Origin of the sequence: Streptomyces vastus (assembly GCF_039532825.1) — a bacterium.
In the GTDB taxonomy this organism is placed as follows: Bacteria; Actinomycetota; Actinomycetes; order Streptomycetales; family Streptomycetaceae; genus Streptomyces; species Streptomyces vastus.
The window spans coordinates 217,394-243,127 of sequence record NZ_BAAASJ010000043.1 but is presented as its reverse complement, the minus strand read 5'-3'; the positions used below and the strand labels follow the sequence as shown (position 1 = coordinate 243,127).

General features: G+C 69.8%; 27 protein-coding genes and 1 riboswitch. Of the genes, 17 read left to right on the top strand and 10 right to left on the bottom strand.

All coding sequences use genetic code 11. The annotated features are described in order from the left end of the window. The first annotated feature begins 68 nt into the window (after nt 1-68). The 4 genes from ABD357_RS22415 to ABD357_RS22400 all read left to right on the top strand — a co-directional run bounded on the left by ABD357_RS22415 (nt 69) and on the right by ABD357_RS22400 (nt 4,018). Nucleotides 69-1,238, top strand: coding sequence for an ArsA family ATPase (locus ABD357_RS22415; protein ID WP_344392367.1), 1,170 nt, complete (start codon nt 69-71; stop codon nt 1,236-1,238). Nucleotides 1,239-1,373: 135 nt separating this feature from the next. Beyond that, nucleotides 1,374-1,859: a DUF5304 domain-containing protein gene (locus ABD357_RS22410; protein WP_344392365.1), complete on the top strand. Its 486-nt coding sequence runs from the start codon at nt 1,374-1,376 to the stop codon at nt 1,857-1,859. A 229-nt stretch (nt 1,860-2,088) separates the two neighbouring features. Next, the gene (locus ABD357_RS22405) at nt 2,089-3,042 is read left to right on the top strand and encodes an ROK family glucokinase (RefSeq protein WP_344392363.1); all 954 of its coding nucleotides are present in this window, start codon (nt 2,089-2,091) and stop codon (nt 3,040-3,042) included. Between the two features lie 226 nt (nt 3,043-3,268). Next, on the top strand, nt 3,269-4,018 hold the full coding sequence (locus ABD357_RS22400; RefSeq protein WP_344392361.1) for an endonuclease/exonuclease/phosphatase family protein: 750 nt from the start codon (nt 3,269-3,271) through the stop codon (nt 4,016-4,018). A 17-nt stretch (nt 4,019-4,035) separates the two neighbouring features. Here ABD357_RS22400 and ABD357_RS22395 read toward each other — a convergent pair whose 3' ends face one another. Both ABD357_RS22395 and ABD357_RS22390 read right to left on the bottom strand, forming a co-directional pair. Next, complete coding sequence (locus ABD357_RS22395) at nt 4,036-4,746, bottom strand: hypothetical protein (protein ID WP_344392359.1); 711 nt, start codon at nt 4,744-4,746, stop codon at nt 4,036-4,038. Then, on the bottom strand, nt 4,739-5,575 hold the full coding sequence (locus tag ABD357_RS22390; RefSeq protein ID WP_344392357.1) for an alpha/beta hydrolase: 837 nt from the start codon (nt 5,573-5,575) through the stop codon (nt 4,739-4,741). The genes ABD357_RS22395 and ABD357_RS22390 overlap by 8 nt, the downstream gene beginning before the upstream one ends. Before the next feature lie 229 nt (nt 5,576-5,804). Here ABD357_RS22390 and ABD357_RS22385 point away from each other — a divergent pair, with 229 nt between their 5' ends. From ABD357_RS22385 to ABD357_RS22370, 4 genes are all read left to right on the top strand, one after another. Continuing rightward, complete coding sequence (locus ABD357_RS22385; RefSeq protein ID WP_344392355.1) at nt 5,805-6,602, top strand: lysophospholipid acyltransferase family protein; 798 nt, start codon at nt 5,805-5,807, stop codon at nt 6,600-6,602. Between the two features lie 48 nt (nt 6,603-6,650). Then, nucleotides 6,651-7,865 carry a MacS family sensor histidine kinase gene (gene macS, locus ABD357_RS22380; RefSeq protein ID WP_344392353.1) on the top strand — a complete coding sequence of 405 codons (1,215 nt, stop codon included), beginning with the start codon at nt 6,651-6,653 and terminating at the stop codon, nt 7,863-7,865. Between the two features lie 193 nt (nt 7,866-8,058). Then, entirely contained in the window at nt 8,059-8,736 is a 678-nt protein-coding gene (locus ABD357_RS22375; RefSeq protein ID WP_344392352.1) for a response regulator, read from the top strand. 175 nt (nt 8,737-8,911) lie between these two features. Further along, nucleotides 8,912-9,940 carry a 6-phosphofructokinase gene (locus ABD357_RS22370; RefSeq protein ID WP_344392351.1) on the top strand — a complete coding sequence of 343 codons (1,029 nt, stop codon included), beginning with the start codon at nt 8,912-8,914 and terminating at the stop codon, nt 9,938-9,940. Nucleotides 9,941-9,965: 25 nt separating this feature from the next. On the opposite strand, the gene ABD357_RS22365 is transcribed toward ABD357_RS22370, so the two are convergent. Then, on the bottom strand, nt 9,966-11,846 hold the full coding sequence (locus ABD357_RS22365; protein WP_344392438.1) for an anthranilate synthase family protein: 1,881 nt from the start codon (nt 11,844-11,846) through the stop codon (nt 9,966-9,968). Between the two features lie 108 nt (nt 11,847-11,954). Continuing rightward, on the bottom strand, nt 11,955-12,083 hold the full coding sequence (locus tag ABD357_RS22360) for a trp operon leader peptide (protein WP_344392349.1): 129 nt from the start codon (nt 12,081-12,083) through the stop codon (nt 11,955-11,957). 50 nt (nt 12,084-12,133) lie between these two features. Between ABD357_RS22360 and ABD357_RS22355 the strand changes: the two genes are divergently transcribed. Beyond that, complete coding sequence (locus tag ABD357_RS22355; RefSeq protein WP_344392347.1) at nt 12,134-13,489, top strand: class II 3-deoxy-7-phosphoheptulonate synthase; 1,356 nt, start codon at nt 12,134-12,136, stop codon at nt 13,487-13,489. Nucleotides 13,490-13,647: 158 nt separating this feature from the next. Next, entirely contained in the window at nt 13,648-13,887 is a 240-nt protein-coding gene (locus tag ABD357_RS22350; RefSeq protein ID WP_344392346.1) for a (2Fe-2S)-binding protein, read from the top strand. Between the two features lie 12 nt (nt 13,888-13,899). Here ABD357_RS22350 and bfr read toward each other — a convergent pair whose 3' ends face one another. Further along, nucleotides 13,900-14,379 carry a bacterioferritin gene (gene bfr, locus ABD357_RS22345; protein WP_033327421.1) on the bottom strand — a complete coding sequence of 160 codons (480 nt, stop codon included), beginning with the start codon at nt 14,377-14,379 and terminating at the stop codon, nt 13,900-13,902. 154 nt (nt 14,380-14,533) lie between these two features. Here bfr and ABD357_RS22340 point away from each other — a divergent pair, with 154 nt between their 5' ends. After that, nucleotides 14,534-15,166: a sulfite oxidase-like oxidoreductase gene (locus tag ABD357_RS22340; RefSeq protein WP_344392344.1), complete on the top strand. Its 633-nt coding sequence runs from the start codon at nt 14,534-14,536 to the stop codon at nt 15,164-15,166. A 54-nt stretch (nt 15,167-15,220) separates the two neighbouring features. Here the strand turns inward: ABD357_RS22340 and ABD357_RS22335 are convergent, their stop codons facing one another. From ABD357_RS22335 to thiO, 5 genes are all read right to left on the bottom strand, one after another. Further along, the gene (locus tag ABD357_RS22335; RefSeq protein WP_344392342.1) at nt 15,221-16,090 is read right to left on the bottom strand and encodes a deoxyribonuclease IV; all 870 of its coding nucleotides are present in this window, start codon (nt 16,088-16,090) and stop codon (nt 15,221-15,223) included. A 69-nt stretch (nt 16,091-16,159) separates the two neighbouring features. Continuing rightward, entirely contained in the window at nt 16,160-18,097 is a 1,938-nt protein-coding gene (pknB, locus tag ABD357_RS22330) for a Stk1 family PASTA domain-containing Ser/Thr kinase (RefSeq protein ID WP_344392340.1), read from the bottom strand. A 377-nt stretch (nt 18,098-18,474) separates the two neighbouring features. Then, nucleotides 18,475-19,269 (bottom strand): thiazole synthase, encoded by a 795-nt coding sequence (locus ABD357_RS22325; protein WP_344392338.1) that lies wholly within the window; start codon nt 19,267-19,269, stop codon nt 18,475-18,477. Nucleotides 19,270-19,272: 3 nt separating this feature from the next. After that, a complete protein-coding gene (thiS, locus tag ABD357_RS22320) occupies nt 19,273-19,473 on the bottom strand; it encodes a sulfur carrier protein ThiS (RefSeq protein ID WP_344392436.1) in 201 nt (66 codons plus the stop codon). Between the two features lie 11 nt (nt 19,474-19,484). Beyond that, nucleotides 19,485-20,681 (bottom strand): glycine oxidase ThiO, encoded by a 1,197-nt coding sequence (gene thiO / locus ABD357_RS22315; protein ID WP_344392336.1) that lies wholly within the window; start codon nt 20,679-20,681, stop codon nt 19,485-19,487. Then, nucleotides 20,679-20,792, bottom strand: a riboswitch (TPP riboswitch). It overlaps the preceding gene by 3 nt. A gap of 52 nt (nt 20,793-20,844) precedes the next feature. Here thiO and ABD357_RS22310 point away from each other — a divergent pair. The 6 genes from ABD357_RS22310 (at nt 20,845) to ABD357_RS22285 (ending at nt 25,730) form a co-directional block, all read left to right on the top strand. Further along, on the top strand, nt 20,845-21,192 hold the full coding sequence (locus ABD357_RS22310) for an avidin-fold protein (RefSeq protein ID WP_344392335.1): 348 nt from the start codon (nt 20,845-20,847) through the stop codon (nt 21,190-21,192). Between the two features lie 87 nt (nt 21,193-21,279). Continuing rightward, entirely contained in the window at nt 21,280-22,518 is a 1,239-nt protein-coding gene (locus tag ABD357_RS22305) for an NAD(P)/FAD-dependent oxidoreductase (protein ID WP_344392333.1), read from the top strand. Nucleotides 22,519-22,610: 92 nt separating this feature from the next. Next, nucleotides 22,611-22,976 (top strand): Rv2175c family DNA-binding protein, encoded by a 366-nt coding sequence (locus ABD357_RS22300; RefSeq protein ID WP_053671919.1) that lies wholly within the window; start codon nt 22,611-22,613, stop codon nt 22,974-22,976. 78 nt (nt 22,977-23,054) lie between these two features. Further along, nucleotides 23,055-23,705, top strand: coding sequence for a thiamine phosphate synthase (gene thiE / locus ABD357_RS22295; protein WP_344392331.1), 651 nt, complete (start codon nt 23,055-23,057; stop codon nt 23,703-23,705). An 88-nt stretch (nt 23,706-23,793) separates the two neighbouring features. After that, nucleotides 23,794-24,717 (top strand): methylenetetrahydrofolate reductase [NAD(P)H], encoded by a 924-nt coding sequence (gene metF / locus ABD357_RS22290; protein WP_344392329.1) that lies wholly within the window; start codon nt 23,794-23,796, stop codon nt 24,715-24,717. Between the two features lie 56 nt (nt 24,718-24,773). Beyond that, nucleotides 24,774-25,730 carry an SCO2102 family sporulation regulator gene (locus ABD357_RS22285; protein WP_344392327.1) on the top strand — a complete coding sequence of 319 codons (957 nt, stop codon included), beginning with the start codon at nt 24,774-24,776 and terminating at the stop codon, nt 25,728-25,730. Nucleotides 25,731-25,734 lie beyond the last annotated feature (4 nt).

Here is a 25,734-nt window from a genome sequence, read left to right as displayed (position 1 = left end):
GCACAGCCCACAAGTACCGGGTGCCGCCATAAGCAAGGCCGCACACCAAGCACCCCCGAGCGGAGCGCATGCGCACAGTCCTGATCACCGGCCCCGGCGGCTCCGGCCGCACAACGGTCGCCGCAGCCACGGCACTGCAAGCCGCCCACCAGGGCACGAGAACCCTGCTCCTGAGCGCAGACCGCACAGACACCCCCGGCGCCGCCCTGGGCAAACCCACCGGCCCAGCCCCCGCGGATGCGGACCCGCACCTGACGGCCTGGCGTCCCGACGCCGGGGAGGACTTCCGCGAAGACCTCCTCGCCTTCCAGGAGAGGGCCGCCTCCGCCCTGGACCTGCTGGGCGCCACCCGCTTGGAAGCGGAGGAACTCACCCCGCTCCCCGGCGCCGAGGAACTCGCCCTCCTGCGTGCCCTGCGCGACGCGGCGACGGCAGACACGTACGACCTGCTGATCGTCGACCTGCCGCCCACCCCGCACGCACTCGCCCTCCTCGCGCTCCCGGAGCAACTGCGCCGCTACCTCAGCCGCCTGCTCCCCGCGGAGCGTCAGGCGGCGCGCGCCCTGCGCCCCGTACTCGGCCGTCTCGCCGGCGTCCCGATGCCCACGGACCGGCTGTACGACACGGCCGCCCGCTGGGACATCGAACTCGCCGCCGTGGAGGCGGTGTTGGCGGACCGGGCGACGACCGTACGCCTGGTCGCCGAGCCCGGCCCGGCCGGCACCGACGCCGTACGCAACGCCACCACCGGCCTCGCCCTGCGCGGACTGCGCCCCGACGCCCTGATCGCGAACCGCGTCCTGCCCGACGCGTCCCCCGACACCTGGCTGGCGGCCCTCGGAGCCCAGCAGCGCAAGGCGTTGGACGAGTGGCGGGGCACGTACGAGGTGTGTGAAGTGCCGCACCTCGGCCGCGATCCGCGCGGCACCGACGACCTCACGGCGCTGACCGTGCCCGGCGCGGGCCAGGCCCCGCGCCCGGTCGAGTGGACGATGACCGACCGCCTCTCCGCAGACGGCGTGATCGTCTGGCACATCCCGCTGCCCGGTGCGGTACGGGACGACCTCGAGCTCATTCGGCGCGGCGACGAACTCGTCGTCACAGTCGGCCCGTTCCACCGCATCGTCCCGCTCCCGTCGGCCCTCCGCCGCTGCACCGTGCACGGCGCCGCCCTGCGCGACGGCGAGCTGCGCATCCGTTTCGCACCGGACCCGGAGCTGTGGCCGCGGGGAACCTGACGGTGACCCCGGTACGTTGGCCGAGTTGGCCGAGTACTTGCCCGTCCCCGGGATTCTGTGGCGCCGGAGACGGTGAACGGCACATCCGCGTTCGGGTAACGTCGAGAGACACAGAGCCAATGCTTGGAGTCCGCCATGAGCGATGAGCGCCCCACGTCCGAGTCCGCGGAGGACGCGCTCGAAAAGGCGCACGGCAACGAGGTGCGAGCGACCGACGCCGACGCCTGGGCGACGGCGTGCGCGGAGGACCTGGCCGCGGAGAAGGCCCGCCGTCGTGCCCAGTACGGTCCGCCTCCGGGCTCGGCCGGCGAGGAGCTGCGCAAGTTCTTCGACACTGTCACCGACCGGCTGTCCGGACTGCAGTCGCCGCTGCTCGGTGCCGTGGCCGGCGGTGCCGCCCAGCAGATGGTGAACCAGGTCGTGCAGCAGGCCAAGGCCGCCGTCGAGCCGGTGATCGAGCGCAACCCCGACTTCTTCGACCACCTGGCCGCGGCCGGCAACGAGCTGCTCGCCGCGTACCGCTCCGCCGTCGAGTCGCAGGAGCGCCGCTGGACCCAGGACCGGCCCCCGAACCGGCCCGACGAGGACTCCGGTCCCGGGGAACACATCGACCTGGACTGAAGGCCCCTGAGGCCCTGCCGTCGGCTTCCCGCCTGCCCGGCGAGGCCTGGCACGCACATCTGCGGCGTTGTCGTCACTCGCCGACGCTCCGCGTCGACTCCCTCCTCCGCCTTGCAGCTGCACGCACCAGGCCTCGCCGGGCCCGCCCTCCGGGCGGACGACGGGAAGCCGACGGCAGGGCCTCGGGTACGGTTGGCCGTAGCGGGGCTCGACCGAAACTGAGGGATTCATGGGACTCACCATCGGCGTCGACATCGGCGGCACGAAGATCGCGGCCGGCGTGGTCGACGAGGAAGGCAACATCCTCTCGACCCACAAGGTGCCGACTCCGGGCACGCCCGAGGCCATCGTGGACGCCATCGCCTCCGCCGTCGAGGGCGCCCGTGCCGGACACGAGATCGTCGGCGTGGGCATCGGCGCCGCAGGGTACGTCAACCGGCAGCGTTCCACGGTCTATTTCGCGCCGAACATCGACTGGCGCCAGGAGCCGCTGAAGGAGAAGGTCGAGGCACGCGTCAAGCTGCCGGTCGTCGTGGAGAACGACGCGAACGCGGCGGCCTGGGGCGAGTACAAGTTCGGCGCGGGCAAGGGCCATCGCAACGTCATCTGCATCACGCTCGGCACCGGCCTGGGCGGCGGCATCATCATCGGCAACAAGCTCCGCCGCGGCCACTTCGGCGTCGCCGCCGAGTTCGGCCACATCCGGATGGTCCCCGACGGCATCCTCTGCGGCTGCGGCAGCCAGGGCTGCTGGGAGCAGTACGCCTCCGGCCGCGCCCTGGTCCGGTACGCGAAGCAGCGGGCCAACGCCACCCCCGAGAACGCGGAGATCCTCCTCTCGCTGGGCGACGGAACCCCCGAGGGAATCGAGGGCAAGCACATCTCGATGGCGGCAAGACAAGGCGACCTGGTAGCCGTGGACTCCTACCGCGAACTGGCCCGCTGGGCAGGCGCAGGCCTGGCGGACCTGGCCTCACTCTTCGACCCCTCGGCCTTCATCGTGGGCGGCGGCCTCTCGGACGAGGGTGAGCTGGTCCTCGACCCCATCCGCAAGTCGTACAAGCGCTGGCTCGTGGGCGGCAACTGGCGCCCCGTGGCCGACGTAATCGCCGCACAGCTCGGCAACGAGGCGGGTCTGGTGGGCGCGGCGGACCTGGCGAGGGAGCCGGACCCGATCATGTAGCGTCCGGGGGCCTGCCCCGTAAGGGGCGCGAGGTCTGTGTCGATATGCGGCTCCGCCGTGTGGGCCGCGACAAGCCACGCACACCTTGCACGCAAAATTCGCGCCCAGCCCCGCAAGGGGCGCGGGGAACTGCGCGACCAGCCACGAACAACCGTTGGTCGCCCACAACCCTCGCGCCCCGAGCTATTAGGCGCCCCGACCCGCGGTCCCTACGTAAATTGACCGCATGACAACGCCGCTCCCAACCTCCCGTACCGAGCCGGACGGTTCGGCAGTCATCCGAGTCCTCAGCTACAACATCCGCTCCATGCGCGACGACACCGAGGCGCTGGCCCGGGTCATCCGCGCCTGCGCCCCCGACCTCGTACTCGTGCAAGAAGCCCCCCGCTTCTTCCGCTGGCGCAAAAAGCTGGCCCGCCTGGCCGCCGCATCGGGCCAGGTGATCCTCTCCGGCGGGGCCACCGCTTCCGGCCCCGCCCTCCTCTCCTCGCTCCGGGCAACGGTGGAGCACGCCCAGGACGTACTCCTGCCGCTCACACCCGGCCTTCACCGACGCGGCTTTGCCACCGCGGTCGTACGGTTCGGGCGTGCCCGGCTAGGCGTGCTGAGCTGCCACCTCTCGCTGCAGAAGGACGAGCGGTACGAGCAGGGCGGCATGCTGCTCGACCGCCTGGCCGCGCTCGGGACGCCGTACGCGATCGCGGGCGGCGACCTGAACGAACGCCCCGGCGGCCGTACGTTCAAGCGTCTCGCCACCGAGCTCCAGGACTGCTGGACGGTCGCTCCCTGGGGCGGCGAGTACACCTCCACGCCCGTCGAGCCGCATCAGCGGATCGACGCCCTCTTCGCCACCGAGGGCATCCAAGTCCTGGGCTGCGGCGTGCCCTTGGGGCTGCCGGGCATCACGGAACCAGACTTGAGGGCGGCCACGGACCATCTGCCCGTACTGGCCGCCCTCAGGGTTCCCGCCGTCTAGGAGTGCGGGGCCGCGGGTCACACCACCGCGCCGCGCCCCGGATCTTCGTCGTCCTCGTCGTCCGGACGCATCCGCAGCACCAGCGTGCCGAAGCCGCCCACGAAGCCGCCGATGCCGAGCGTGGCCAGCCACCAGGTCATGTGCCAGCCGAGCAGAACGGCGAGCAGCAGCAGAAGCGGGCCGCCGAGCACGGCGAGCCAGGCGAACTTGGCCGTGGTGTCCGCTGCGGGCAGCGGGGGCGGCTCGGGCGGTACGAAGTGGCCCTCGTCGTCCGCGTCGAAGTCCTCCTCGGAGGGTTCCGGCGCCTTGTAGTCGCGTGGGCCGCCGACGCCGGGCGGGAAGGTGACGGAGCTGCCGAGCGGCTTCTCGGCGGCGGGCTTGTCGCCCACCTTCCTGTCGTCTCCCCCGTCGTGGGCCTTCTCGTCGTCGGCCTTCTTGCCGTCGGCCTTCTTGTCGGCCGCCGTATCGCCCTCGGAGCCCCTGGGCTTCTCCTTGGTGTCCCCGGGCCGCTCGGAATCGGCGTCGTTCGCGCCGTTCGTCTCCGACTCCAGGAGTGCCAGGTCCTCGACCGACTTGAAGGGCTTGGCGCCGGGCGGGTCCGGCGGTTCCTCGCCGTATCCGGCGACGATCGCAGCCCAGGCCGCGGCCTCGTCGAACGACGGGCCCTGTTCCTCGCCGGGCGGCGCGTCCTTCTCCTCGGGCTCGCGGTCCGCGTCGTGCTCAGCCACCAGTGGCCGTCCCTTCCTGCTGACCCACCTGACCTGCCTGACCTGTCTGGTCCATGCGAACCGCGTCGGTCTCCTTGCCGGCTTCGGGCGCCAGCCGCTCGACGAAGGCGAAGCTCTCCTCGAAAATACGGTCCGCGTCGTGGTCCAACGTCGCGACGTGGTAGCTCTGTTCCAGCACGATCTCCTGTACGTCCGTGGACGACACCCGGCTCAGCACCCGCGCCGAGTCGGCCGGCGGCACCACATGGTCCTGGACGCTGTGCAGGAGCAGCAGAGGCTGCGTGACCTGCGGAAGCTCGCCGTCGACCAGCCGGAAGAATTTCCGCAGCGAATGCGCCGCGTGCAGCGGGACCTTGTCGTAGCCGATCTCGACGCTGCCCTCCTTGGCGATGTCGCTGGCGATTCCCTTCGTCGTACGGACGACGTGGCGGGCCAGGGGAAGGGCGTACGCGGACAGACCGTGCACCTTGTTCGCCGGGTTGACGACGACGATGCCGCTCACCGCGTCCCCGTGTTTCGCGGCCAGCCTGAGGGCCAGCGCGCCGCCCATGGAAAGGCCGCAGACGAAGACCCGTGAGCAGCGCTCACGCAGGGCGCGCAGCTCACGGTCCACCTCCGCGTACCAGTCCTGCCAGCCGGTGAGCTGCATGTCCTCCCACCGTGTGCCGTGGCCGGGCAGCAGGGGCAGCGAGACGGTCAGACCGCGCTCGGCGAGATACTCCGCCCAGGGGCGCAGCGACTGCGGGGAACCCGTGAAGCCATGGCAGAGGAGGACACCGGCCTCTCCGCCCTCGTGGCGGTACGGCTCGGCTCCAGGAAGGACCGGCACCTTCGGTCTCCTGTTCGTCTGAAGGGGCGTACAAAGGGACATACAAAAGGGCGTCTAAAAGGGGCGTTCATCCCACAGGGCAACAAGACGATCACCCCGGGACTTCGAGGTGTACTTCACCGTACGCGACGGCACTGACACCGACCAGGGCCGTCGGGTCCTTTGACGGTGCTCCGGGTTAGGGTCTGATCCCACGGACACAGGAGGCACTCGGGTGATCTACGGCGCGATGAAGTTTTCCATCGGAGGGCCCCTGAAGCTCGCTTTCAGGCCCTGGGTGGAAGGCCTCGAGCACGTTCCCGCCGACGGGCCCGCGATCCTGGCGAGCAATCACCTGTCGTTCTCCGACTCCTTCTTCCTGCCCGCCGTCCTCGACCGCAAGGTGACCTTCATCGCGAAGGCCGAGTACTTCACGACGCCCGGCATCAAGGGCCGTATGACAGCCGCCTTCTTCAAGGGCGTCGGCCAGCTTCCGGTGGACCGTTCCGGAGCCCGTGGCGCGGGCGAGGCGGCCATCAAGAGCGGCCTCGACGTTCTCGGGCGCGGTGAGCTGTTCGGCCTCTATCCCGAGGGCACGCGCTCGCCCGACGGCCGCCTCTACCGGGGCAAGCCCGGCGGCCTCGCGCGCGTGGCGCTCGCCAGCGGGGCGCCGGTCATCCCGGTCGCCATGATCGACACCGAGAAGATCCAGCCGCCCGGCAAGGTCGTCCCGAAGCTGATGCGCCCGGGGATCCGCATCGGGAAGCCGCTGGACTTCAGCCGGTACCAGGGCATGGAACACGACCGGTTCGTGCTGCGTGCCCTGACCGACGAGGTCATGTACGAAATCATGAAGCTCTCCGGCCAGGAGTACGTCGACATCTACGCGACCGCCGCCAAACGGCAGCTCGCGGAGGCGGCCAAAGCGGAGAAACAGGCGCAGAAGCAGGCCGACCAGGCGCGCAGGGAAGCCGAGAAGACGGCCGAACGGCAAGCCGCCGAGCACGAAGCGGAGAAGGCGGCCAGGAAGGAACGATCCGGCCCCTAGGAGCGTCCGTCTGGGGTGGGGTGATCGTCAAAGGTGGGGGCGGGGGACATGGCCAAGCGCGAGAGAGTCATGAGGATGTCGGTCGAGCAGCCGCTGTGGCGCGCGCTCTCGGCCTACCGCGTACTGACGATGTTCTACGCGATCGGGCTCTTCGTCACCGCGTACGACGAGTTCCCCCGGCCGGAGGTGGCCATCGCCTTCCTCTCCGTGCTCTTCGTGTGGACGCTGGTGACGCTGCCCAAGGTGGCCGGCGAGGCGAACTGCACCAAGCGGTTCCTGGCCGCCGACCTGGCCGTCGCTCTCACCGGCATCCTGCTCACCCCGGTCGCGAACTCCCATGACCGGATCGTGGCCGGCGGGCCGACGCTGCCGTCGATATGGACCGCGGGCTCCGTCCTGGCGTTCGCGGTCAAGGGCGGCTGGCGCTGGGCGGCCTTCGCGTCGACGCTCGTCGGCATCGCGAACGTCATCCAGCGCGGAACGCTCAGCCAGGACACGCTCCACAACGTGCTGCTCGTCTGGGTCGCCTCCATCGCCATCGGATACGTCGTCGAGGTCGCCCGCGCCTCCGAGCGCACCCTCGCGCGTGCCCTGGAGATCGAGGCCACGACGCGGGAGCGTGAGCGGCTGGCCCGCGACATCCACGACAGCGTCCTCCAGGTCCTCGCGATGGTGCAACGCCGCGGCTCCACGCTCGGCGGCGAGGCGGCGGAACTCGGCCGTATGGCGGGCGAGCAGGAAGTCGCACTGCGCACGCTGGTCTCGGGCGGCCTGCCGGCGTCCCGAGTCTCGGAGGACGCGACGCAGGGAGCCCTGGTACGCGCGGTGGACGAACCCGACGAGACCGACGGGTCCGGCGAGGACGACCCCCGCGACCTCCGCGCGCTGCTCACCCCGTACGCCACCGCGAAGGTCACCTTCTCCGAGCCCGGCACCCCCGTCCTCCTGGCCCCCTCCGCGGCGAAGGAACTGGCAGCGGCCGTAGGCGCCGCCCTGGACAACGTCCACCGCCACGCAGGCGAGAACGCCCGAGCCTGGATCCTCGTCGAGGACGACCCGGACGCGGTGATCGTCACCGTCCGGGACGACGGCCCCGGCATCCCCGAGGGCCGCCTGGCCCAGGCCGAGGGCGAAGGCCGCATGGGCGTGGCCCTCTCGATCCGAGGCCGCCTACGCGACATAGGCGGCACGGCAGAGGTGATCTCGATCGCGGGCCAGGGCACGGAGGTAGAACTGAGGGTGTCGAAGGCGGGTCGGAGATGACGGAGTCCCACACGGAGGCGCCCTTCAGGGGCGCGGGGCTGTATGAATTTGCGGCTCCGCCGCGCGGGCGCGACCAGCCACATACGGCCCGCAGCCGAGATGCGACCCAGTGGGGGTCTGGGGGCGCCGCCCCCAGTTTCGGGAAGGGGCGGGGCTGGGGAAAAACAAGGGCCACGGCGAAGGCGGAGCGACGATGAGTGAGCAGCAGGACCCGATCAAGGTCATGGTCGTCGACGACCACCCCATGTGGCGGGACGCCGTCGCCCGCGACCTGACCGAGGCCGGCTTCAACGTGATCGCCACGGCAGGCGACGGCGACCAGGCGGTACGCCGTGCCCACGCCACCGCCCCCGACGTACTCGTACTGGACCTGAACCTCCCCGCCAAACCCGGCGTCCAGGTCTGCAAGGAGCTGGTCGGAGCCAACCCGGCCCTGCGCGTCCTGGTCCTCTCCGCAAGCGGCGAACACGCCGACGTCCTGGAGGCGGTCAAGTCCGGAGCCACCGGCTACCTCCTGAAGTCGGCCTCCACGGAGGAGCTGATCGACGCGGTGCGCCGCACAGCCGTGGGCGACCCCGTCTTCACACCCGGCCTCGCGGGCCTGGTCCTCGGCGAATACCGCAGACTCGCCTCCGAGCCCGCCCCCGCCCCGGGCGCCGACGAACCCAAGGCCCCGCAGCTCACCGACCGCGAGACCGAGGTCCTGCGCCTGGTGGCCAAGGGCCTGAGCTACAAGCAGATCGCCGAACGCCTCGTCATCTCCCACCGCACCGTGCAGAACCACGTCCAGAACACCCTGGGCAAGCTCCAGCTCCACAACCGCGTGGAACTCGTCCGCTACGCGATAGAGCGCGGTCTCGACGACGAGTAGCCCGCAACCAACCGGAACCGAGTCAACCCAACAGTCGGCGACACACCTTCGAGTGAATCCCGATGATCAAGCTCCCCGCAATTCACCGGAATTGACCGTTCGCACCATGCCTAAGTGACCTGGATCACTATTAGCGTGACCTTCATCAGGCAACCGCGGCGAAGGGACATTTCCAATGCGGGTCGGAGTACTGACCGGAGGCGGCGACTGCCCCGGGCTCAACGCCGTCATCCGGGGCATCGTCCGCAAGGGCGTGCAGGAGTACGGCTACGACTTCACCGGTTTCCGGGACGGCTGGCGCGGTCCGCTGGAAGGCGACACCATCCAGCTCGACATCCCCGCCGTACGCGGCATCCTGCCCCGTGGCGGCACCATTCTCGGCTCCTCGCGAACCAACCCCCTCAAGGTGGACAACGGCATTCGCCGGATCAAGGAGAACCTCGAAAAGGAGGAGGTCGACGCGCTGATCGCGATCGGCGGAGAGGACACCCTGGGTGTCGCCGCCACCCTCTCCGACGACTACGGCGTCCCGTGCGTCGGCGTACCCAAGACCATCGACAACGACCTCTCGGCCACCGACTACACCTTCGGCTTCGACACGGCCGTCAACATCGCCACGGAGGCCATCGACCGCCTCCACACCACCGCCGAGTCGCACATGCGCGTCCTCGTCGTCGAGGTCATGGGCCGGCACGCGGGCTGGATCGCCATCCACTCCGGACTCGCCGGCGGGGCCAACGTCATCCTCATCCCCGAGCAGCCCTTCGACGTCGACCAGGTCTGCGCCTGGGTCACCTCCCGCTTCAAGGCCTCCTACGCCCCGATCGTCGTCGTCTCCGAGGGTGCGAAGCCCAAGGACGGCGACATGGTGCTCAAGGACGGTTCGCTGGACGAGTTCGGGCATGTCCGGCTCTCCGGCGTCGGCGAATGGCTCTCCAAGGAGATCGAGAGGCGCACCGGCAAGGAGGCCCGTACGACGGTCCTCGGCCACGTCCAGCGCGGCGGCACCCCCAGCGCCTTCGACCGCTGGCTCGCCACCCGCTTCGGCCTGCACGCCATCGACGCGGTCCGCGAGGGCGACTTCGGCAAGATGGTCGCCCTGCGCGGCACCGACATCGTTCGCGTCCCGATCGCTCAGGCCACGGCCAAGCTGAAGACGGTGGACCCGAAGCTGTACAAGGAGGTCGGCGTGTTCTTCGGCTGAGGCCGCGTAACCGCACGTTAGCGACCTAAACGGCGGGGCGCCGCTCGGAGACCGTGCCGGTGCCCCGCAGCTGACGGATCAACTCCCGTACGACAGCGGTGCCGTTGAGCGACAGCACCGACTCCGGGTGGAACTGCACCCCGGCGAACCCTCTCGCGCGCAGCCCGTGCACCTCCCCGGTGTCACTCCGGCTCACCTCGACGCCGTGCGCCGCCAGCTCCGCCGCACGCTCGTCGTCGCAGTGCGCCACGAAGCTGTTGTAGAAGCCGACGGTCTCCGTCCGCCCGAAGAGGTCGATCTCCGTCTGCGCGCCTTGGTAGGGGACTTCCTTCCGTACGATCTCCAGGCCCAGCTCCGCCGCGATCAGCTCATGCCCGAGACAGACACCGAGCACACCGTGCCGGTGACCGCCGATCACCTCTGCGGTGAGCCCGCGCAGGAACGCCATCTTGGGGTCGGCGGTGTCCGAGGGATCGCCCGGTCCGGGGCCCAGGACCAGCGGCCCCCCGTGCGCCAGAACCGCCTCCCGCAGGCCCGGCTCGTCGTACCGCCGCACGGACACCTCGAGACCGGACGAACGCAGCAGATGCGCGAGCATCGCCGTGAAGGTGTCCTCCCCGTCGACGACCAGCGCATGGCCCTCCAAGTCAGCGGAACGCTCCTGCATCCGCAGCCAGAACGGCGCCAGCGAGGACCGCCGCCCGTCGAGCGCGGCCCGCACCCGCGGGTCCTCGGCCAGTCCCGGCCGTACGCGCTCCTCGGGCCGCCTTCCGGGCCGTACTCCCAGCGCGGCCAGCACCCCCGCCGCCTTCGCATGCGTCTCGGCGACCTCGCTCGCCGGATCGGAGCCGCGTACGAGCGTGGCGCCGACCGGCACCCGCAGCCGTCCGAGGGCGTCGATGTCCGCGGTACGGATCAGAATGGGGGAGTCGAGTGTCTGGGCGCCGCCGGAATCACGGCCGACGAGCGCCAACGCCCCGGCGTAGTACCCACGGCCACCCACCTCGTGCCGCTCGATCACGCGGCAGGCGTTCTGCACCGGCGACCCGGTGACGGTCGCCGCGAACATGGTCTCGCGCAGGACGGCGCGCACATCGAGCGACGACCGGCCCCGCAACTCGTACTCCGTGTGTGCGAGATGGGCCATCTCCTTCAGCCGCGGCCCGATCACGACCCCGCCCATGTCGCCGACCGTGCACATCATCTTGAGCTCCTCGTCGACGACCATCGACAGCTCCTCGATCTCCTTGCCGTCGGCGAGGAAGTCCAGGAGATCCTCGGGAGTGGGCCCCTCGGCCGGATAGCGATACGTCCCGCTGATCGGATTCATGACGACGGTCCCGCCGGACATGCGGACGTGCACCTCCGGGCTCGCCCCGACAAGCGTCCGCGTTCCCGTATGCACGACGAAGGTCCAGTACGCGCCCCGCTCCCCGACGAGCAGCCGCCGGAACAGCGCGAGCGCGTCGGCTCTGCCGAAGCCGGGGATCTCCCCCTCGTACGTACGCCGGATGACGAAGTTCGCGCCCTCGCCCTGCCCGATCTCCTCTCGCAGCACGCGCCCGACGATCTCCGCGTACTCCTCGTCGTCGACGTCGAAGCCACCGCCCGTCACGTTCACATCGTGTGCGGGCAGCTGCGACAGGGCCTGGTCCAGAGGGATTTCGTACGCCTCCTCGGGGGTCAGCACCGCGAGCGGCGTACCGTCGTCGCGGACGTCGAAGCCGCGCTCGCGGATCTGGCGGAAGGGGACGAGGGCCAGGCCCTCGTCGGGGATGTCGGCGAGCCGGTCGTACGTGGTGACCGGGCCGAGCAGGACTTCTACGGTGTCGTGGTCGTGTCCGGGGGTACGGCGACGCAGCAGTGCGAACGGGCGGTCGTCGTGCAGGAGCCGGGCCAGGTGCATGGGTTCCTCTTCCTCGTGATCGTCGGCGATCGGGAGGAACGGCCCTGGTCGTGAAAACACTGAAGGCCGCCCCTCGGGCGGCCTTCGCGAAGTCTTGCGTACGCGCAGTCAGTGGGCCGCCGGGTAAGCGGTCCACCACCAGTTCTGCTTCTGGGTCGAGTGCGCGAACATGTGCGGCACCTTATCCCATGCCGAGGGCCGGTCGCGGGCGTACTCCACCCGTCTGATCCGTCTCATCAGTCGAGCGGGACGAAAATCAGTCGACACGACCCCGTAATGTTTACGAGGTGACCGTGAACGCTGATACCCGAGCCGTCGCTGCACAGGCGACCTGGCGAGACCTGCCCGCGGCGCAGCAGCCCGACTACCCCGATGCCGAGGCCCTGCGCGAAGTGATCGCCGAGCTGGCGAGCTATCCGCCCCTCGTCTTCGCGGGCGAGTGCGACCAGTTGCGCGCCCGGATGGGAGCCGTCGCCAGGGGCGAGGCGTTCCTCCTTCAGGGCGGCGACTGCGCGGAGAGCTTCGACGCCGTTGGCGCCGAGCACATCCGGGCCAAGCTGAAGACGCTTCTCCAGATGGGCGCCGTCCTCACGTACGCGGCCTCTGTGCCCGTCGTGAAGGTGGGCCGCATCGCCGGCCAGTACTCCAAGCCGCGCTCCAAGCCGACCGAGACCCGCGACGGCGTGACCCTGCCGACCTACCGCGGCGACTCGGTCAACGGCTTCGAGTTCACCGAGGCCGCCCGCATCCCGGACCCCGAGCGCCTGAAGCGGATGTACCACGCCTCCGCCTCGACACTGAACCTGGTGCGCGCCTTCACCACCGGTGGCTACGCCGACCTGCGCCAGGTGCACGCCTGGAACCAGGACTTCGTGAAGTCGTCCCCCTCCGGGCAGCGCTACGAGCAGCTGGCGCGCGAGATCGACCAGGCACTGAACTTCATGCACGCCTGCGGGACCGACCCGGAGGAGTTCAAGACCGTTGAGTTCTACTCCTCGCACGAGGCGCTGCTGCTCGACTACGAATCGGCGCTGACCAGGGTCGATTCACGTACGGGGCATCTGTACGACGTCTCCGGGCACATGGTGTGGATCGGTGAGCGCACCCGTCAGCTGGACGGCGCGCACATCGAGTTCGCCTCGAAGATCCGCAACCCGCTCGGGATCAAGCTGGGCCCGACGACGACGGCCGAGGACGCGCTGCAGTACATCGAGCGCCTCGACCCGGACCGTGAGCCGGGCCGGCTGACCTTCATCGTCCGCATGGGCGCCGACAAGGTCCGGGACAAGCTGCCCGAGCTGGTCGAGAAGGTCACCGCCTCCGGCGCGACCGTCGCCTGGATCACCGACCCGATGCACGGCAACACCTACGAGGCGGCCTCCGGTCACAAGACCCGACGCTTCGACGACGTGCTGGACGAGGTCAAGGGCTTCTTCGAGGTCCACAAGGAGCTGGGCACGCACCCGGGCGGCATCCACGTGGAGCTCACCGGTGACGATGTCACCGAGTGCGTGGGCGGCGGCGACGAGATCTTCGTCGACGATCTGCACCAGCGTTACGAGACGGCCTGCGACCCGCGCCTGAACCGTAGCCAGTCCCTGGATCTGGCGTTCCTGGTGGCGGAGATGTACCGCGACCAGTAGCGGTCCGGTTGGTGCACAGACATGCGGTGGGGCGCGGATCACATACGATCCGCGCCCCATCACACTTTTACGACGCGCACCGGACGGGTAAGGTTAGGTTTGCCTCACCGATCAATCGGGATGGCGACCTGTCTGTCCCGCTTCTGTCCCGTCGGGTGGTGAACCGCGTGTACGTCTGTAACTGCTTCGGGGTCACCGAGGCGCAGGTGAGGAAGCACGCGGAAGCGGGTGCGTGCACGCCACGCCAGATCGCGTCGGCCTGCAAGGCGGGCACCGACTGCGGTTCGTGCGTACGACGGATTCGGGCACTGTTGGGCCGAGGTGCGTGCCGTACCGAGGTGGCCGACCAGACGCAGTCCGCGCTCGCAGGGCTGTCGGAGCTGGACGAAGCCGCTTAGGTCTGAAACTGCTCAGCTGTCAGGCTGCTCGATGAGCTGGGCGATGTAGAGCGCCTCGCCGAGTTTCTCCACCAGTTCCAGCTGGGTGTCCAGGTAGTCGATGTGGTGTTCCTCGTCCGCGAGGATCGACTCGAAGATGTTCGCGGACGTGATGTCGCCCTTGTTCCGCATCACCTCGATACCGCGCCTGAGGCGGTCGATCGCCTCGACCTCCACCTGTCGGTCCGCCTTGAACATCTCGGTGACCGTCTGCCCGACCCGGACGTGGAAGAGCCGCTGGTAGTTCGGCAGGCCCTCCAGGAAGAGGATCCGGTCGGTGAGCACCTCCGCGTGCTTCATCTCGTCGAACGACTCGGCCCGGGTGTACTTCGCGAGCTTTGTCCAGCCGAAGTTCTCCTGCATCTTCGCGTGCAGGAAGTACTGGTTGATCGCGGTCAGCTCGGCGGTCAACTGCTCGTTGAGGAATTCGATGACCTCGGGGTCGCCCTGCATCGCAGAGGCTCCTTCCACGCGGGGGACAGGCAGGATGCGCCGCATGATTCCATCGGCATCTCAGGCCGTCCAGTAAGTGCAGGCTTAGTAGTAGATGCCCGAATCGGGACAGGCCTGGTCATCTGCACCGTCTTTGGTCTGTCAGGATGGAGACATGGGTCAGCCGGTGGAGCGTGAATCTGGAGAAGCGGCACAGTCGGAGCTTCCGCCGGGGCAGCGACTGCAGCGCGGCTGGCCGGTCACGCATTACGGGCCCGTCCCCAAATTCCGGCCCGAGCGCTGGGAGTTCAGGGTTTTCGGAGCCACGGCCGACGGCGAGAAGCACTGCTGGAACCACGAGGAGTTCTCGGCCCTGCCGTATACCACGGTCGTGGCCGATCTGCACTGCGTGACGAAGTTCAGCATGCTCGGGTCCGAATGGGGCGGCGTCCCGGCTCGTACGCTCCTGGAGATCGCCCCGCCCGCCCCCAGCGTCACGCATGTGATGGTCTGGGCGGAGTACGGCTTCAGCTCGAATCTCCGCCTCACCGACTTCGCCTCCGAGCGCACGATCTTCGCCACCCACAAGGACGGCGAACTCCTCACAGCGGAACACGGCTTCCCCCTGCGCCTGGTGGTGCCCCATCTGTACGCCTGGAAAGGCCCCAAGTGGGTCCGCGGCATCGAGTACATGACCGCCGACCGCCGCGGCTTCTGGGAGGAACGCGGCTACCACAACATCGGCGACCCCTGGCGCGAACAGCGCTACTCGTACCAGGAGGAGCCGGGGGACGGCCCCGAGCTCTGAGTCTCCGAGTCTCCGAGCTGAGGCATCGATCTCCGAGTCTCCGAACTCTGAGGCTCAGCCGTCCCGGAGCTTCTTCAGTCGCTCCACGTCTGCCGTGTGGCCCTCCTTGCCGCCGGGCGTCTCGATGATCAGGGGCACGTCAGCGGTGGCGGGGTGGGTCATCAGGGCGCGGAAGGGGTCCTCGCCTATGTGGCCGGCGCCGATGTTGGCGTGGCGGTCCTTGTGGGCGCCTGCGATGTCCTGGGAGTCGTTGGCGTGGATCAGTTTCAGGCGGCCCTCGCCGATCGTGTCCACCAGGAGGTCGAGAGTCTGGTGTGTTCCGGTGGGGCCGGTGAGGTCGTGGCCCGCCGCGAAGATGTGGCAGGTGTCGAGGCAGACGCCGAGCTTCGGGTGGGCGTCGAGTGCCTCGAAGTACGGCCCGAAGTCCCAGGTCCGCGAGCACAGGGAAGAGCCCTGGCCCGCGGTCGACTCGATCAGCAGGTCCGGGTCGTCGTCGTGGGTCAACTCGTCGAGCAGCGGCAGCAGATGCTCGCGTACCTGCTTCAGTGCGACCGCACGGGTCCGACCGCCGGTCGCCGAACCGGTGTGTACGACGACTCCCCGTGCCCCGATCGCGCGCCCCCGCCGCAGTGAGTGCCGCAGCGACTCCACGGAGCGCTCCAAGGTCGCCTCGGTGTGCGAGCCGAGGTTGATCAGATAGGGCGCGTGGACGTACGCGGGGATCGCCCCCGCGGCGCAGGCCGTGCGGAACTCCTCGTCCTGCCGCGGATTCCCCGGTGGTGTCGCCCAGCCGCGCGGGTTGGCGACGAAGACCTGGACGGTCTCGGCGTCCAGATCACGTGCGTACGACAGGCCTACGGAGGCAAGGCCGCCGGCCACGGGAACATGGCTGCCGACGGGGTTGCGGGACTGCTGAGTGCTCACCCGTTCAGGGTGTCATGAGGTCCTGCGCCTCCCGTCGGCGGCTGCCGCGCAGCCGCTGCCGACCTGCCGTCACTCGATCTCGATGGTGATCGTCGAGCCCTTCGGCGCCGTGTCGCCACCGGCCACCGACTGGCTCTTGACCGTGTCTCCGAAGAGCCCGAGGAAGCCGCGGTCCTCCTTGACCTCGAAGCCGGCGGCCTCCAGTTCCCGCTTGGCGTCGTCGACGTTGTCGCCCACCACGTCCGGGACCTCGATCTGCTCCGGGCCCTTGGAGATAGTCAGGGTGACGGTGTCACCCTCGCCCAGCTGCCGGTCGGTGGACGGCGACTGCCGGGCGACCTGGCCGGCGTCGAACTCGGAGTTGATCTGCTGGGGAGCGATCTCGACCTTCAGGCCCGCGTCCTCAAGCTCCTGCCGCGCGGCGGAGAGCTCGTCGCCCACGACATCCGGCACATCCACCGGGCTGCCCTTGCTGACGGTGAGCGCGATGGCGGAGTCCGCGCGGCGCGTGGTGCCCGCACCCGGCTCCGTACGGATCACAAAGCCGAAGGGGACCTCGTCGCTGAAGGCCCGGGTGATCATGCCCGCCTTCAGGCCCTGGTCCTTGAGCCGCGCCCTGGCCTTGTCGAGCGAGTAGCCCTCCACATCCGGCACCCGTACGGTCTCCGGGCCCCTGGAGATCGTCAGCGACACCGGGTCGTTGTCACGGATCCGGGCGCCCGCCTCGGGATCGCTGCTGATGACCGTGCCGCGCTCGACGGTGTCGCTGTAGGCGCGCTCGACCTGCCCCACATCGAGCCCGGCGCTCTCGAGCCGGTTCTTGGCCTCCGCCTCGGTCATCGCGAGCAGCGGCGGGACCTTGGTGAACTGGCCGGAGTTGATGTACCAGACACCCGCGCCGAGACCGAGGGCCAGCAGCACGGCGGCGACGATCGCGAGCACGCCGCGCCGGGGGAACGGGGTGCGGGCACGGCGCCGCGAGGGAGCACCGAGAGGCGGGGTCGCCAGGATGCTCGTGTGGTGGACCCCGCGATCGCCGCCGTCCTCGTTCACCGGGAGCGGCCGTGGCATGGTCAGCGAGCGCGGGATCACGCTCGTACGGTCCGCGCCGATGTCGTGGCCCTCGGTGAGCGCCTGCGGCGGCACCGCGTCCAGCTGCTCGGCGGTCAGCCCGCTGCGCGCGTCCCGGACCTGCGCGAGCAGGGCCACCGCGTCGTGCGGACGTACATCCGCGGTGCGCGCGGTCGCCGACGCGACCAGCTCGTCGAGTTCGTAGGCCAGGCCCGGCACTTCCGCCGACGGAGGCGGTACGTCCTCGTGGAGGTGCTTGTAGAGCACCGCGGCAGGCGAGTCCGCGAGGTGCGGCCGGTCGCCGGTCAGCATCTCGTAGAGGACGATTCCGCAGGCGTACACGTCGACCCGTGGATCGGCCGTGCCGTGTTCTATCTGCTCCGGCGCCAGATACGACACGGTGCCGAGCACGGACCCTGTCGTGTTCGTGACCGTGTCAACAGCTCGTACGAGGCCGAAATCGGCCACCTTGACCCGTCCGTCGTCCCCTATCAGGACGTTCTCCGGCTTCATGTCACGGTGCACGAACCCGGCGCGGTGCGCACCGCCGAGCGCGGCGAGCACCGGCTCCAGGATGTCGAGCGCGGCCCGCGGCTGCAGGGCCCCGCGCTCGCGCAGTACGTCCCTCAGGGTGCACCCGGCGACGTACTCCATGGCGAGATAGACGTACGGCCCGTCGGTCCCCTGGTCGAAAACCTGCACCACATTGGGGTGCGCGAGCCGTGCCACCGACTTGGCCTCGCGGATGAACCGCTCGACGAACGTGGCGTCCGCGGCCAGTGTCGGATGCATCACCTTGAGCGCGAGCACACGGTCCAGGCGGGTGTCCACGGCCCTGTAGACCGTGGCCATCCCGCCGACCGCGATCCGTGCGTCGATGCGGTAGCGGCCGTCGAGCACCTGACCGACCAACGGGTCCTGAAGGGTCGTATCCACGCAGGTGAGTGTACGAGCCGAGGCTGTCAACGCCGCGTGATCGGTGGAGATTCGGAGCCGGACTGCAGCCGAGCTGTGACGAGACCGCAGGTCAGACCGGGATCAACATCGAGAGGGGAGCATTGTCTCAGAGGCCGGTGATCGCCAAGGGAGCACTGCCTCTGGGGCCGGTGGCTGGATCGCGTCGCGCCCCTTAAGGGGCGCGGGGCTGTGACATTTGCGGCTCCGCCGCGATGGGGGTCCCCCCGCTCGAGCGAAGTCGAGAGTGGGGGAGCGACCAGCCACGGCGGACCCGCAGCCGAGACAACCCGGGGGCCTGGGGGCACAGCCCTCAGTTTCGGGAAGGGGCGGGCTTGGGGAAAGAAACCCCCGCACGCTCAGAACGCAGGCCGCTCCGGATCCAGCCGGGCCACGCCCTCCGCAGGAGACGACGCCTCAGCAAAGTGCCGCCGAGGAATCCGCCCTGCAAGCCGGGCCAACCGCCCCGCCTCCACCGCATGCTTCATGGCCTCGGCCATCAACACCGGCTCTTGGGCCCGAGTCACGGCAGACGCCAGCATCACCCCCGCACACCCCAATTCCATGGCAAGGGCCGCATCGGACGCCGTACCGGCCCCCGCATCCAAAATGACCGGCACGCGCGCGTGTTCCACGATCAACTGGAAGTTGTGCGGATTCCGAATCCCCAGTCCGGATCCGATGGGGGACCCGAGCGGCATGATCGCCGCGCACCCCACATCCTCCAGCTTCCGGGCGAGAACGGGATCGTCGTTCGTATAGGGCAACACCGTGAACCCGTCATCGACGAGAGTCTCGGCCGCGTCGAGCAACTCGATCGGATCCGGCAGCAACGTCCGCTCGTCAGCGATGACCTCCAGCTTCACCAGCGAGGTGCCGAGCGCTTCGCGAGCGAGCCGAGCCGTCAGCACGGCCTCCCCGGCGGTGTAACACCCCGCCGTGTTCGGCAGCACACGAATACCGAGCCGGTCGAGCACGGACAGCACCGAACCCTGCACGGAAGCGTTTACGCGCCGCATGGCGACCGTCGTCAGCTCCGTGCCGGACGCGACAAGCGAACGCTCCAGCACATCGAGGCTGGGCGCCCCGCCGGCGCCCATGATGAGGCGGGACGTGAAGGACGTACCGCCGATGAGGAACGGGTCGTCGGCCATGGGTCAGCCTCCTTGAACGGCGGTGAGGACCTCGATGCGGTCTCCCTCGGAGAGGCGTGTGCTCGGCCACTGCGCGCGCGGGACGACGGTTTCGTTGAGCGCGGCGGCGACCCCGGAGGGCGCCGCGGTGAGGGTTGCGACCAGCGTGTCGAGGGCGGTGCCGGCGGCGATCTCCTGTCGCTCACCGTTGACGAAGACGTTCATGACGAAGACGTTCATACGGGCTGCTCCGTGCGGGCCGTACTGAAGCGCCTGGGCGTGAACGGGCGGGCCTCCTCCGGGAGGTCACCGGTGGTCAGCAGGTGCGCCATGGCGTCGCCCGTGACGGGGGTGAGCAGCACGCCGTTGCGGTAGTGACCGGTGGCCAGGAGCAGGCCGTCCAGTTCCGTCGGCCCGAGCAGGGGCGCGTTGTCGGGGGAGCCGGGGCGCAGTCCCGCGCGGGTCTCGGTGAGCGGGAGTTCGGTGATGCCGGGAACCAGCTCGTGGGCGTCTCGCAACAGTTCGTACACGCCGCCCGCGGTCACCGTGGTGTCCCAGCCCAGCTCCTCACTCGTCGCGCCGACGACCAGCTCACCGTTCTCGCGCGGCACCAGGTACACATGGCTGCCCCGGACGACGGCCCGCACGGTGCGGCTCAGGAACGGCGCGTACCGCTTCGGCACGGTCAGCCGCAGCACCTGACCCTTCACCGGCCGTACCGGCGGCAGCACGGCGTCGGGAACGCCCGCGAGCCGCCCGCTGAGGCTGCCCGCGGCGAGGACGACCTGGCCCGCGGCCAGCTCGGTGCCGTCGGTGGTGACGACTCCGGCGGCCCGGTCCCGTACGACACTGAGCCGCTCCGCCCAGACCCGGTGGAAGGCCACTCCGGCCCGCTCGCACGCCGCGACCAGCGACTTGGCGAGCCGCCGTGGATCGATCTGGTGGTCGCCGTCGACCCTGAGCCCTCCGCGCACGCCCGGCGCGAGCATCGGCTCCAGGCGCCGGCACTCGCGCCCGCTCAGCCACTCCGACTCCAGGCCCGACTGGGTTTGCAGCGCGTGAAGTTCGCGCAGATGGGCGCGGTCGTCGGCATCCAGCGCGACGGCGAGCGCGCCGCACTCGCGGTAGCCGAGGTCCAGGCCCGTCGCCTCGGTGAGCTCGGCGACGAACTCCGGGTAGCGCCGGGCGGACGCCAGATTGAGGCCGAGCAGGGTCTGCTCGCCGTAGTGGAGCTCGGTGACGGCGGCCAGCATTCCGGCGGCCACCTGGGCCGCTCCGCCGCCGGGGTCGGGGTCCACGAGTGCGGTGGCGAAGCCACGCTGCGCGGCACGCCAGGCGGTCACCAGGCCGATGATCCCGCCCCCGACGACCAGGACGTCGGATGTGCCGGATGTGCTCGACGACGCGTGCGATGCGAACGATGTACGCGACATGGGCGTCCAGCCCCTCCCTTCGCCGGCATGACCCGGATCAGGTTCGTACGGTCGGAGGCCGTCCCAGCCTCCCTCTCAGTCCGGTGCGTCCGGACTCCCGCGAGTGCTCTAGGTTGGCCACCCTAACTCTTCGTGTCACACCTCAGTAAGGGAGCCGCACGGCATGCCCCGGTCGCTCGACGGTCTCGTCCTGGCCCCGGTCGCGGACCAAGCCCCAGGTCAGGTCGGTACGCGGACCCGCTTCACGTACCACGAGAAGGACGGCGAGATCTGGGCCGAGTACGCGGGCGGTGACGTCGTACGAGGCCACCTCGTGGGTACCCGTGAAGGTGACCGCCTCGACTTCCGGTACGTGCAGCTGAAGCGGGACGGCAGCACCTCCTCGGGGCACTGTGTGTCCCGGGTCGTCGAGCTCACCGACGGGCGTGTACGCCTGGAGGAGACCTGGGAGTGGGAGTCGCAGACGGGCAGCGGGACGAGCGTGGTGGAGCAGCTCACCGACGACCGCTGACGGCCGTGCAGGACGTCAGACGGCTGTGCAGGACGTCACTGATCGCTCCCGCTGACTGACACAACGTCAGTTGACTATGGTGATCGGGTGAACGAGCAGACGCGGGAACGCAGCCGGGCAGCGCGACGACGTGTCGTGATCGTCGGCGCGGGCATGGCCGGCGTGCAGACCGCGGTCGCCCTGCGGGAACAGGGTTTCACCGGCACCGTGACGCTGATCGGCGCGGAGCCGCACCAGCCGTACGACCGCCCGCCGCTCTCCAAGGCCGTCCTGCTCGGCACGGCCGAGGGCTCCGCCTTCGACGTCGACTTCGAGGCCCTGGGCATCGAGCTGCGCCTGGGGCTCGAGGTGACCGGCGTACGTCCTGTTGATCATGAACTCGACACGGCCATGGGGCCTGTTCCGTACGACGTCCTGGTCATCGCCACGGGCGCGGAACCCATGCGGCTGCCGGGCGCGGAGGGCGTACCGGGAGTGCATCTGCTGCGCACCCTGGACGACGCCGAGCGGTTGCGGCCCGTGCTCGCCCGGCAGCACGACATCGTGGTCGTCGGCGCGGGCTGGATCGGCGCCGAGTTCGCCACGGCGGCGCGCGAGGCCGGGTGCGCGGTGACCGTCGTCGAGGCCGCCGACCGGCCGCTCGCCGGCGCACTGCCCGCCGAGGTGGCCGCTCCGATGACCGCCTGGTACGCGGACAGCGGCGCGTCGCTGCGCACCCACGCGCGCGTGGAGCACGTCGAACCCGGGGCGGTCGTGCTGGACGACGGCTCGCGGCTGCCCGCGGGGGCCGTCGTCGTAGGCATCGGGGCGCGGCCCGCCACCGCCTGGCTGACCGGTTCCGGGATCGAGCTCGGCGCCCATCGCGAGGTCGTCGCGGACGACCACCTGCGCACATCCGTCCCGGACGTGTACGCGGTCGGCGACTGCGCCTCCTTCCCTTCGCGCAGGTACGGCGAGCGTCTTCTGGTCCACCACTGGGACAACGCCCTCCAGGGGCCCCGTACGGTCGCGGCGAACATCATCGACGAGACGCCCGCCGCCTACGACCCCGTGCCGTACTTCTGGTCCGAGCAGTTCGGCCGCTTCGTCCAGTACGCGGGTCACCACGCGCGCGCGGACGCCACGATCTGGCGCGGCGACCCGACTGGCCCGGCCTGGTCGGTGTGCTGGCTCCGGGCGAACCGACTGGTCGCCGTGCTCGCGGTGGGACGGCCGCGGGACCTGGCGCAGGGCCGCAAACTGATCGAAGCCGGTATCGCGATGAATCCGGAACTGCTGTCGGACCCGTCCCGGCCGTTGAAATCGGCGAAATCGGCGACCGCGTAGGGCGCCAGGGCGGGCCGCCGGGGTCCGGCGAACGGCCCAGGCGGGGCGGCCACGACTTCCGACTGTCAGTCCGGGATGGCACGCTTAATCCCGTGACCGAGATTGACGCAAAAATCGATGCTCTCGTCCCCGCCTGGCTCACCCTCCCCGACATCGCCGAACAGCTCGGCGTCGAGGTGACCCGTGTGCGGCAGCTGGTCAAGGAGGGCCAGCTCATCGCCGTACGCCGTGGTGAGAACCGAGCGCTGCACGTCCCCGCCGCCTTCATCGACGGGGACAAGGTCGTCAAGGGCCTGTCCGGCACCCTGACGCTCCTGAGGGACGACGGCTTCACGGACGAAGAGATGCTGGAGTGGCTCTTCACCCCCGACCCGAGCCTGCCCGGCACCCCGGCGCAGGCCCTCAGCGAGAACCGAGGTACGGAGGTGAAGCGCCGAGCCCAGGCGCTCGCCGTCTGACCTGAAGACACCGTCCGGCGTACGGGCCGTGCCCCGCACGGCAGGGTCCGTACGCCACCGACAACGGGGGATCTCCGCATGCCCGAAGCCACCGCACGCGCGCAACTCGCCGACGCCCGCGTCTACCTCTGCACGGACGCCCGGAAGCGCCAGGGCGACCTCGCCGGGTTCCTGGACGCGGTACTCGCCGGCGGTGTCGACATAGTGCAGCTGCGCGACAAGGGCATGGAGGCCGCCGAGGAGCTGGAGCACCTCCAGGTGTTCGCCGAGGCCTGCGCACGGCACGGCAAGCTGCTCGCGGTGAACGACCGCGCGGACGTCGCCCATGCGGCGGACGCCGACGTGCTGCACCTGGGCCAGGGAGACCTGCCCGTCCCCGCCGCCCGCGCGATCCTCGGCGAAAAGATCCTGATCGGCCGCTCCACACACGCCGATGCGGAGGCCGCGTCCGCCGCCGTCGAGGACGGAGTGGACTACTTCTGTACGGGCCCCTGCTGGCCGACGCCCACCAAGCCGGGCCGCCATGCGCCGGGCCTGGACCTCGTCCGGTACACGGCCGCGCTCGGGGCCGACCGCCCCTGGTTCGCCATCGGCGGCATCGACCTCGGCAACCTCGACGAGGTCCTCGAAGCGGGCGCCCGCCGCGTCGTCGTCGTACGGGCGATCACGGAGGCCGATGATCCGGGTGCGGCGGCCCGCGAGTTCGCGAAACGATTGCGTCACGGTTAGTTGTCCGAGGCATGGACAATTGGCCGACAAACCGGGCAATTTTCATCGTCCGGTTGGGGGACCGCCCGCCCCTGACTAACCTGCGGGTATGGCCCTAGGATCTGCGTCCACCAGGACTGACCGCGCACGCACTGTGCGTGACATGCTCGCCACCGGCAAGACGACGTACTCGTTCGAGTTCGCGGCGCCGAAGAGCCCGAAGGGCGAGCGGAACCTGTGGAACGCGCTCCGCCGCGTGGAGGCCGTCGCTCCCGACTTCGTGTCGGTGACCTACGGAGCGGGCGGCTCGACCCGCGCCGGCACGGTGAAGGAGACCGAGCAGATCGTCGCGGACACGACGCTCACCCCGGTTGCCCACCTCACCGCCGTGAACCACTCCATCGCCGAACTGCGCAACATCATCGGCCAGTACGCGGACGCCGGGATCCGGAACATGCTCGCCGTGCGCGGCGACCCGCCGGGCGACCCCATGGGCGACTGGATCCCGCATCCCCAGGGCCTGACCTACGCAGCCGAACTCGTCCGACTCATCAAGGAGTCGGGCGACTTCTGCGTGGGCGTCGCGGCCTTCCCCGAGATGCATCCGCGCTCCGCCGACTGGGACACGGACGTCGCGCATTTTGTCGACAAATGCCGGGCCGGTGCCGATTACGCGATCACGCAGATGTTCTTCCATCCCGAGTCGTACCTGCGCCTACGTGACCGAGTCGACGCGACCGGCTGCGAGACCCCGGTCATCCCCGAGGTCATGCCCGTGACCAGCGTGAAGATGCTGGAACGGCTCCCGAAGCTCAGCAACGCCTCGTTCCCGGAGGCCCTGAAAGAGCGGATCCTCAACTCCAAGGACGATCCGGCGGCTGTACGCTCCATTGGAATCGAGTTCGCTACGGAGTTCTGCGCGAGGCTGCTGGCCGAGGGAGTCCCCGGACTGCACTTCATCACGTTGAACAATTCCACCGCGACATTGGAAATCTACGAAAATCTGGGGCTGCACCACCCACAGCAGGCCTAGACCGGACGCATCCTCGTACGACACACTGCGTAACGGCCACTGGGAGAGGGGCGTACATGGGCTGGACGGTCCTCTACATCGCGTTCGGCATCGTCGCGCTGTGGCTGCTCGGCGAGGTCCTGCTGCAGTACAAGGCACGCCTGCGCTGGCGGCTGCTGGCCTTCGCGGGCTTCCTCGGCGTGGTGCTCGGCGTACTCATCCCGTCCGTGCCGGTCATCGGCCTGGGCGCCGCCGCCTTCGCGGTCGGGCAGACATACGTCACGCTGTCGTTCCGCCGCGGTTTCGCGGCCGGCTGGGCCGTCGCAGGCCGCCCGGGCGCCAACAAGCGGCGCCGTGGCGAGCCGGACCGGGATCCGACGCTCGAGGTCTCCGACCTTCAGGCGGCGGACAACGGAATGCGTCCGCGGGACAACTTCGGCCAGGGAGACGACCCCTACGGCCGCGAGGACTCCGTCTTCGGAGAGCGGGCCGACGCCTTCGGACAGCGGTCCGCGAGCTTCGGGCAACACGCCGAGACGGCTGCCGAGTCCACCGCCGTCTACGAGCCGCAGCCCCTGCCGGACGACACGGGCAACTACGGCGTCTACAGCGACACCGCCTACGCCGCGGCCACCGACCCGTCCTACGCCGCGTCCGCCCAGTCCCCGGACGCCGGCCAGAACTACGGGTACGACGGCTACTCCGGCTACGACCAGCAGCAGTACGGCTATGACAACGGCCAGCAGCAGTACGCCGCCTATTCCGACCCGTACCTCGGCACACAGACGTACGGGGGCGCCTCGTACGACTCCTCCTACGACGCCTCGCAGCAGCAGTACGGGCAGCAGGGCTACGCCCAGGACCAGTACGCGGGCGCGGGCTACGGCGGCGAGACCCCGCCGGGCGGCGTCTGGGTCCCGCAGCAGCGCTCCACCGACGATCCGTACGGCGGCGAACTCCCGCCGGAGCAGCAGCAGTATCCGTACGAGGGCAACGGGAACGGCAGCGGGTACGACGAGCAGTACCGGTTCTGACATC

Excerpts from the sequence above, each read along its gene's own strand:
- ABD357_RS22415 (WP_344392367.1), top strand. The coding sequence starts at position 69 with ATGCGCACAGTCCTGATCACCGGCCCCGGCGGCTCCGGCCGCACAACG.
- ABD357_RS22410 (WP_344392365.1), top strand. The coding sequence starts at position 1,374 with ATGAGCGATGAGCGCCCCACGTCCGAGTCCGCGGAGGACGCGCTCGAA.
- ABD357_RS22405 (WP_344392363.1), top strand. The coding sequence starts at position 2,089 with ATGGGACTCACCATCGGCGTCGACATCGGCGGCACGAAGATCGCGGCC.
- ABD357_RS22400 (WP_344392361.1), top strand. The coding sequence starts at position 3,269 with ATGACAACGCCGCTCCCAACCTCCCGTACCGAGCCGGACGGTTCGGCA.
- ABD357_RS22385 (WP_344392355.1), top strand. The coding sequence starts at position 5,805 with ATGAAGTTTTCCATCGGAGGGCCCCTGAAGCTCGCTTTCAGGCCCTGG.
- macS (WP_344392353.1), top strand. The coding sequence starts at position 6,651 with ATGGCCAAGCGCGAGAGAGTCATGAGGATGTCGGTCGAGCAGCCGCTG.
- ABD357_RS22375 (WP_344392352.1), top strand. The coding sequence starts at position 8,059 with ATGAGTGAGCAGCAGGACCCGATCAAGGTCATGGTCGTCGACGACCAC.
- ABD357_RS22370 (WP_344392351.1), top strand. The coding sequence starts at position 8,912 with ATGCGGGTCGGAGTACTGACCGGAGGCGGCGACTGCCCCGGGCTCAAC.
- ABD357_RS22365 (WP_344392438.1), bottom strand. The coding sequence starts at position 11,846 with ATGCACCTGGCCCGGCTCCTGCACGACGACCGCCCGTTCGCACTGCTG.
- ABD357_RS22360 (WP_344392349.1), bottom strand. The coding sequence starts at position 12,083 with ATGAGACGGATCAGACGGGTGGAGTACGCCCGCGACCGGCCCTCGGCA.
- bfr (WP_033327421.1), bottom strand. The coding sequence starts at position 14,379 with ATGCAGGGCGACCCCGAGGTCATCGAATTCCTCAACGAGCAGTTGACC.
- ABD357_RS22340 (WP_344392344.1), top strand. The coding sequence starts at position 14,534 with ATGGGTCAGCCGGTGGAGCGTGAATCTGGAGAAGCGGCACAGTCGGAG.
- ABD357_RS22325 (WP_344392338.1), bottom strand. The coding sequence starts at position 19,269 with ATGGCCGACGACCCGTTCCTCATCGGCGGTACGTCCTTCACGTCCCGC.
- thiS (WP_344392436.1), bottom strand. The coding sequence starts at position 19,473 with ATGAACGTCTTCGTCAACGGTGAGCGACAGGAGATCGCCGCCGGCACC.
- thiO (WP_344392336.1), bottom strand. The coding sequence starts at position 20,681 with ATGTCGCGTACATCGTTCGCATCGCACGCGTCGTCGAGCACATCCGGC.
- ABD357_RS22310 (WP_344392335.1), top strand. The coding sequence starts at position 20,845 with ATGCCCCGGTCGCTCGACGGTCTCGTCCTGGCCCCGGTCGCGGACCAA.
- thiE (WP_344392331.1), top strand. The coding sequence starts at position 23,055 with ATGCCCGAAGCCACCGCACGCGCGCAACTCGCCGACGCCCGCGTCTAC.
- metF (WP_344392329.1), top strand. The coding sequence starts at position 23,794 with ATGGCCCTAGGATCTGCGTCCACCAGGACTGACCGCGCACGCACTGTG.
- ABD357_RS22285 (WP_344392327.1), top strand. The coding sequence starts at position 24,774 with ATGGGCTGGACGGTCCTCTACATCGCGTTCGGCATCGTCGCGCTGTGG.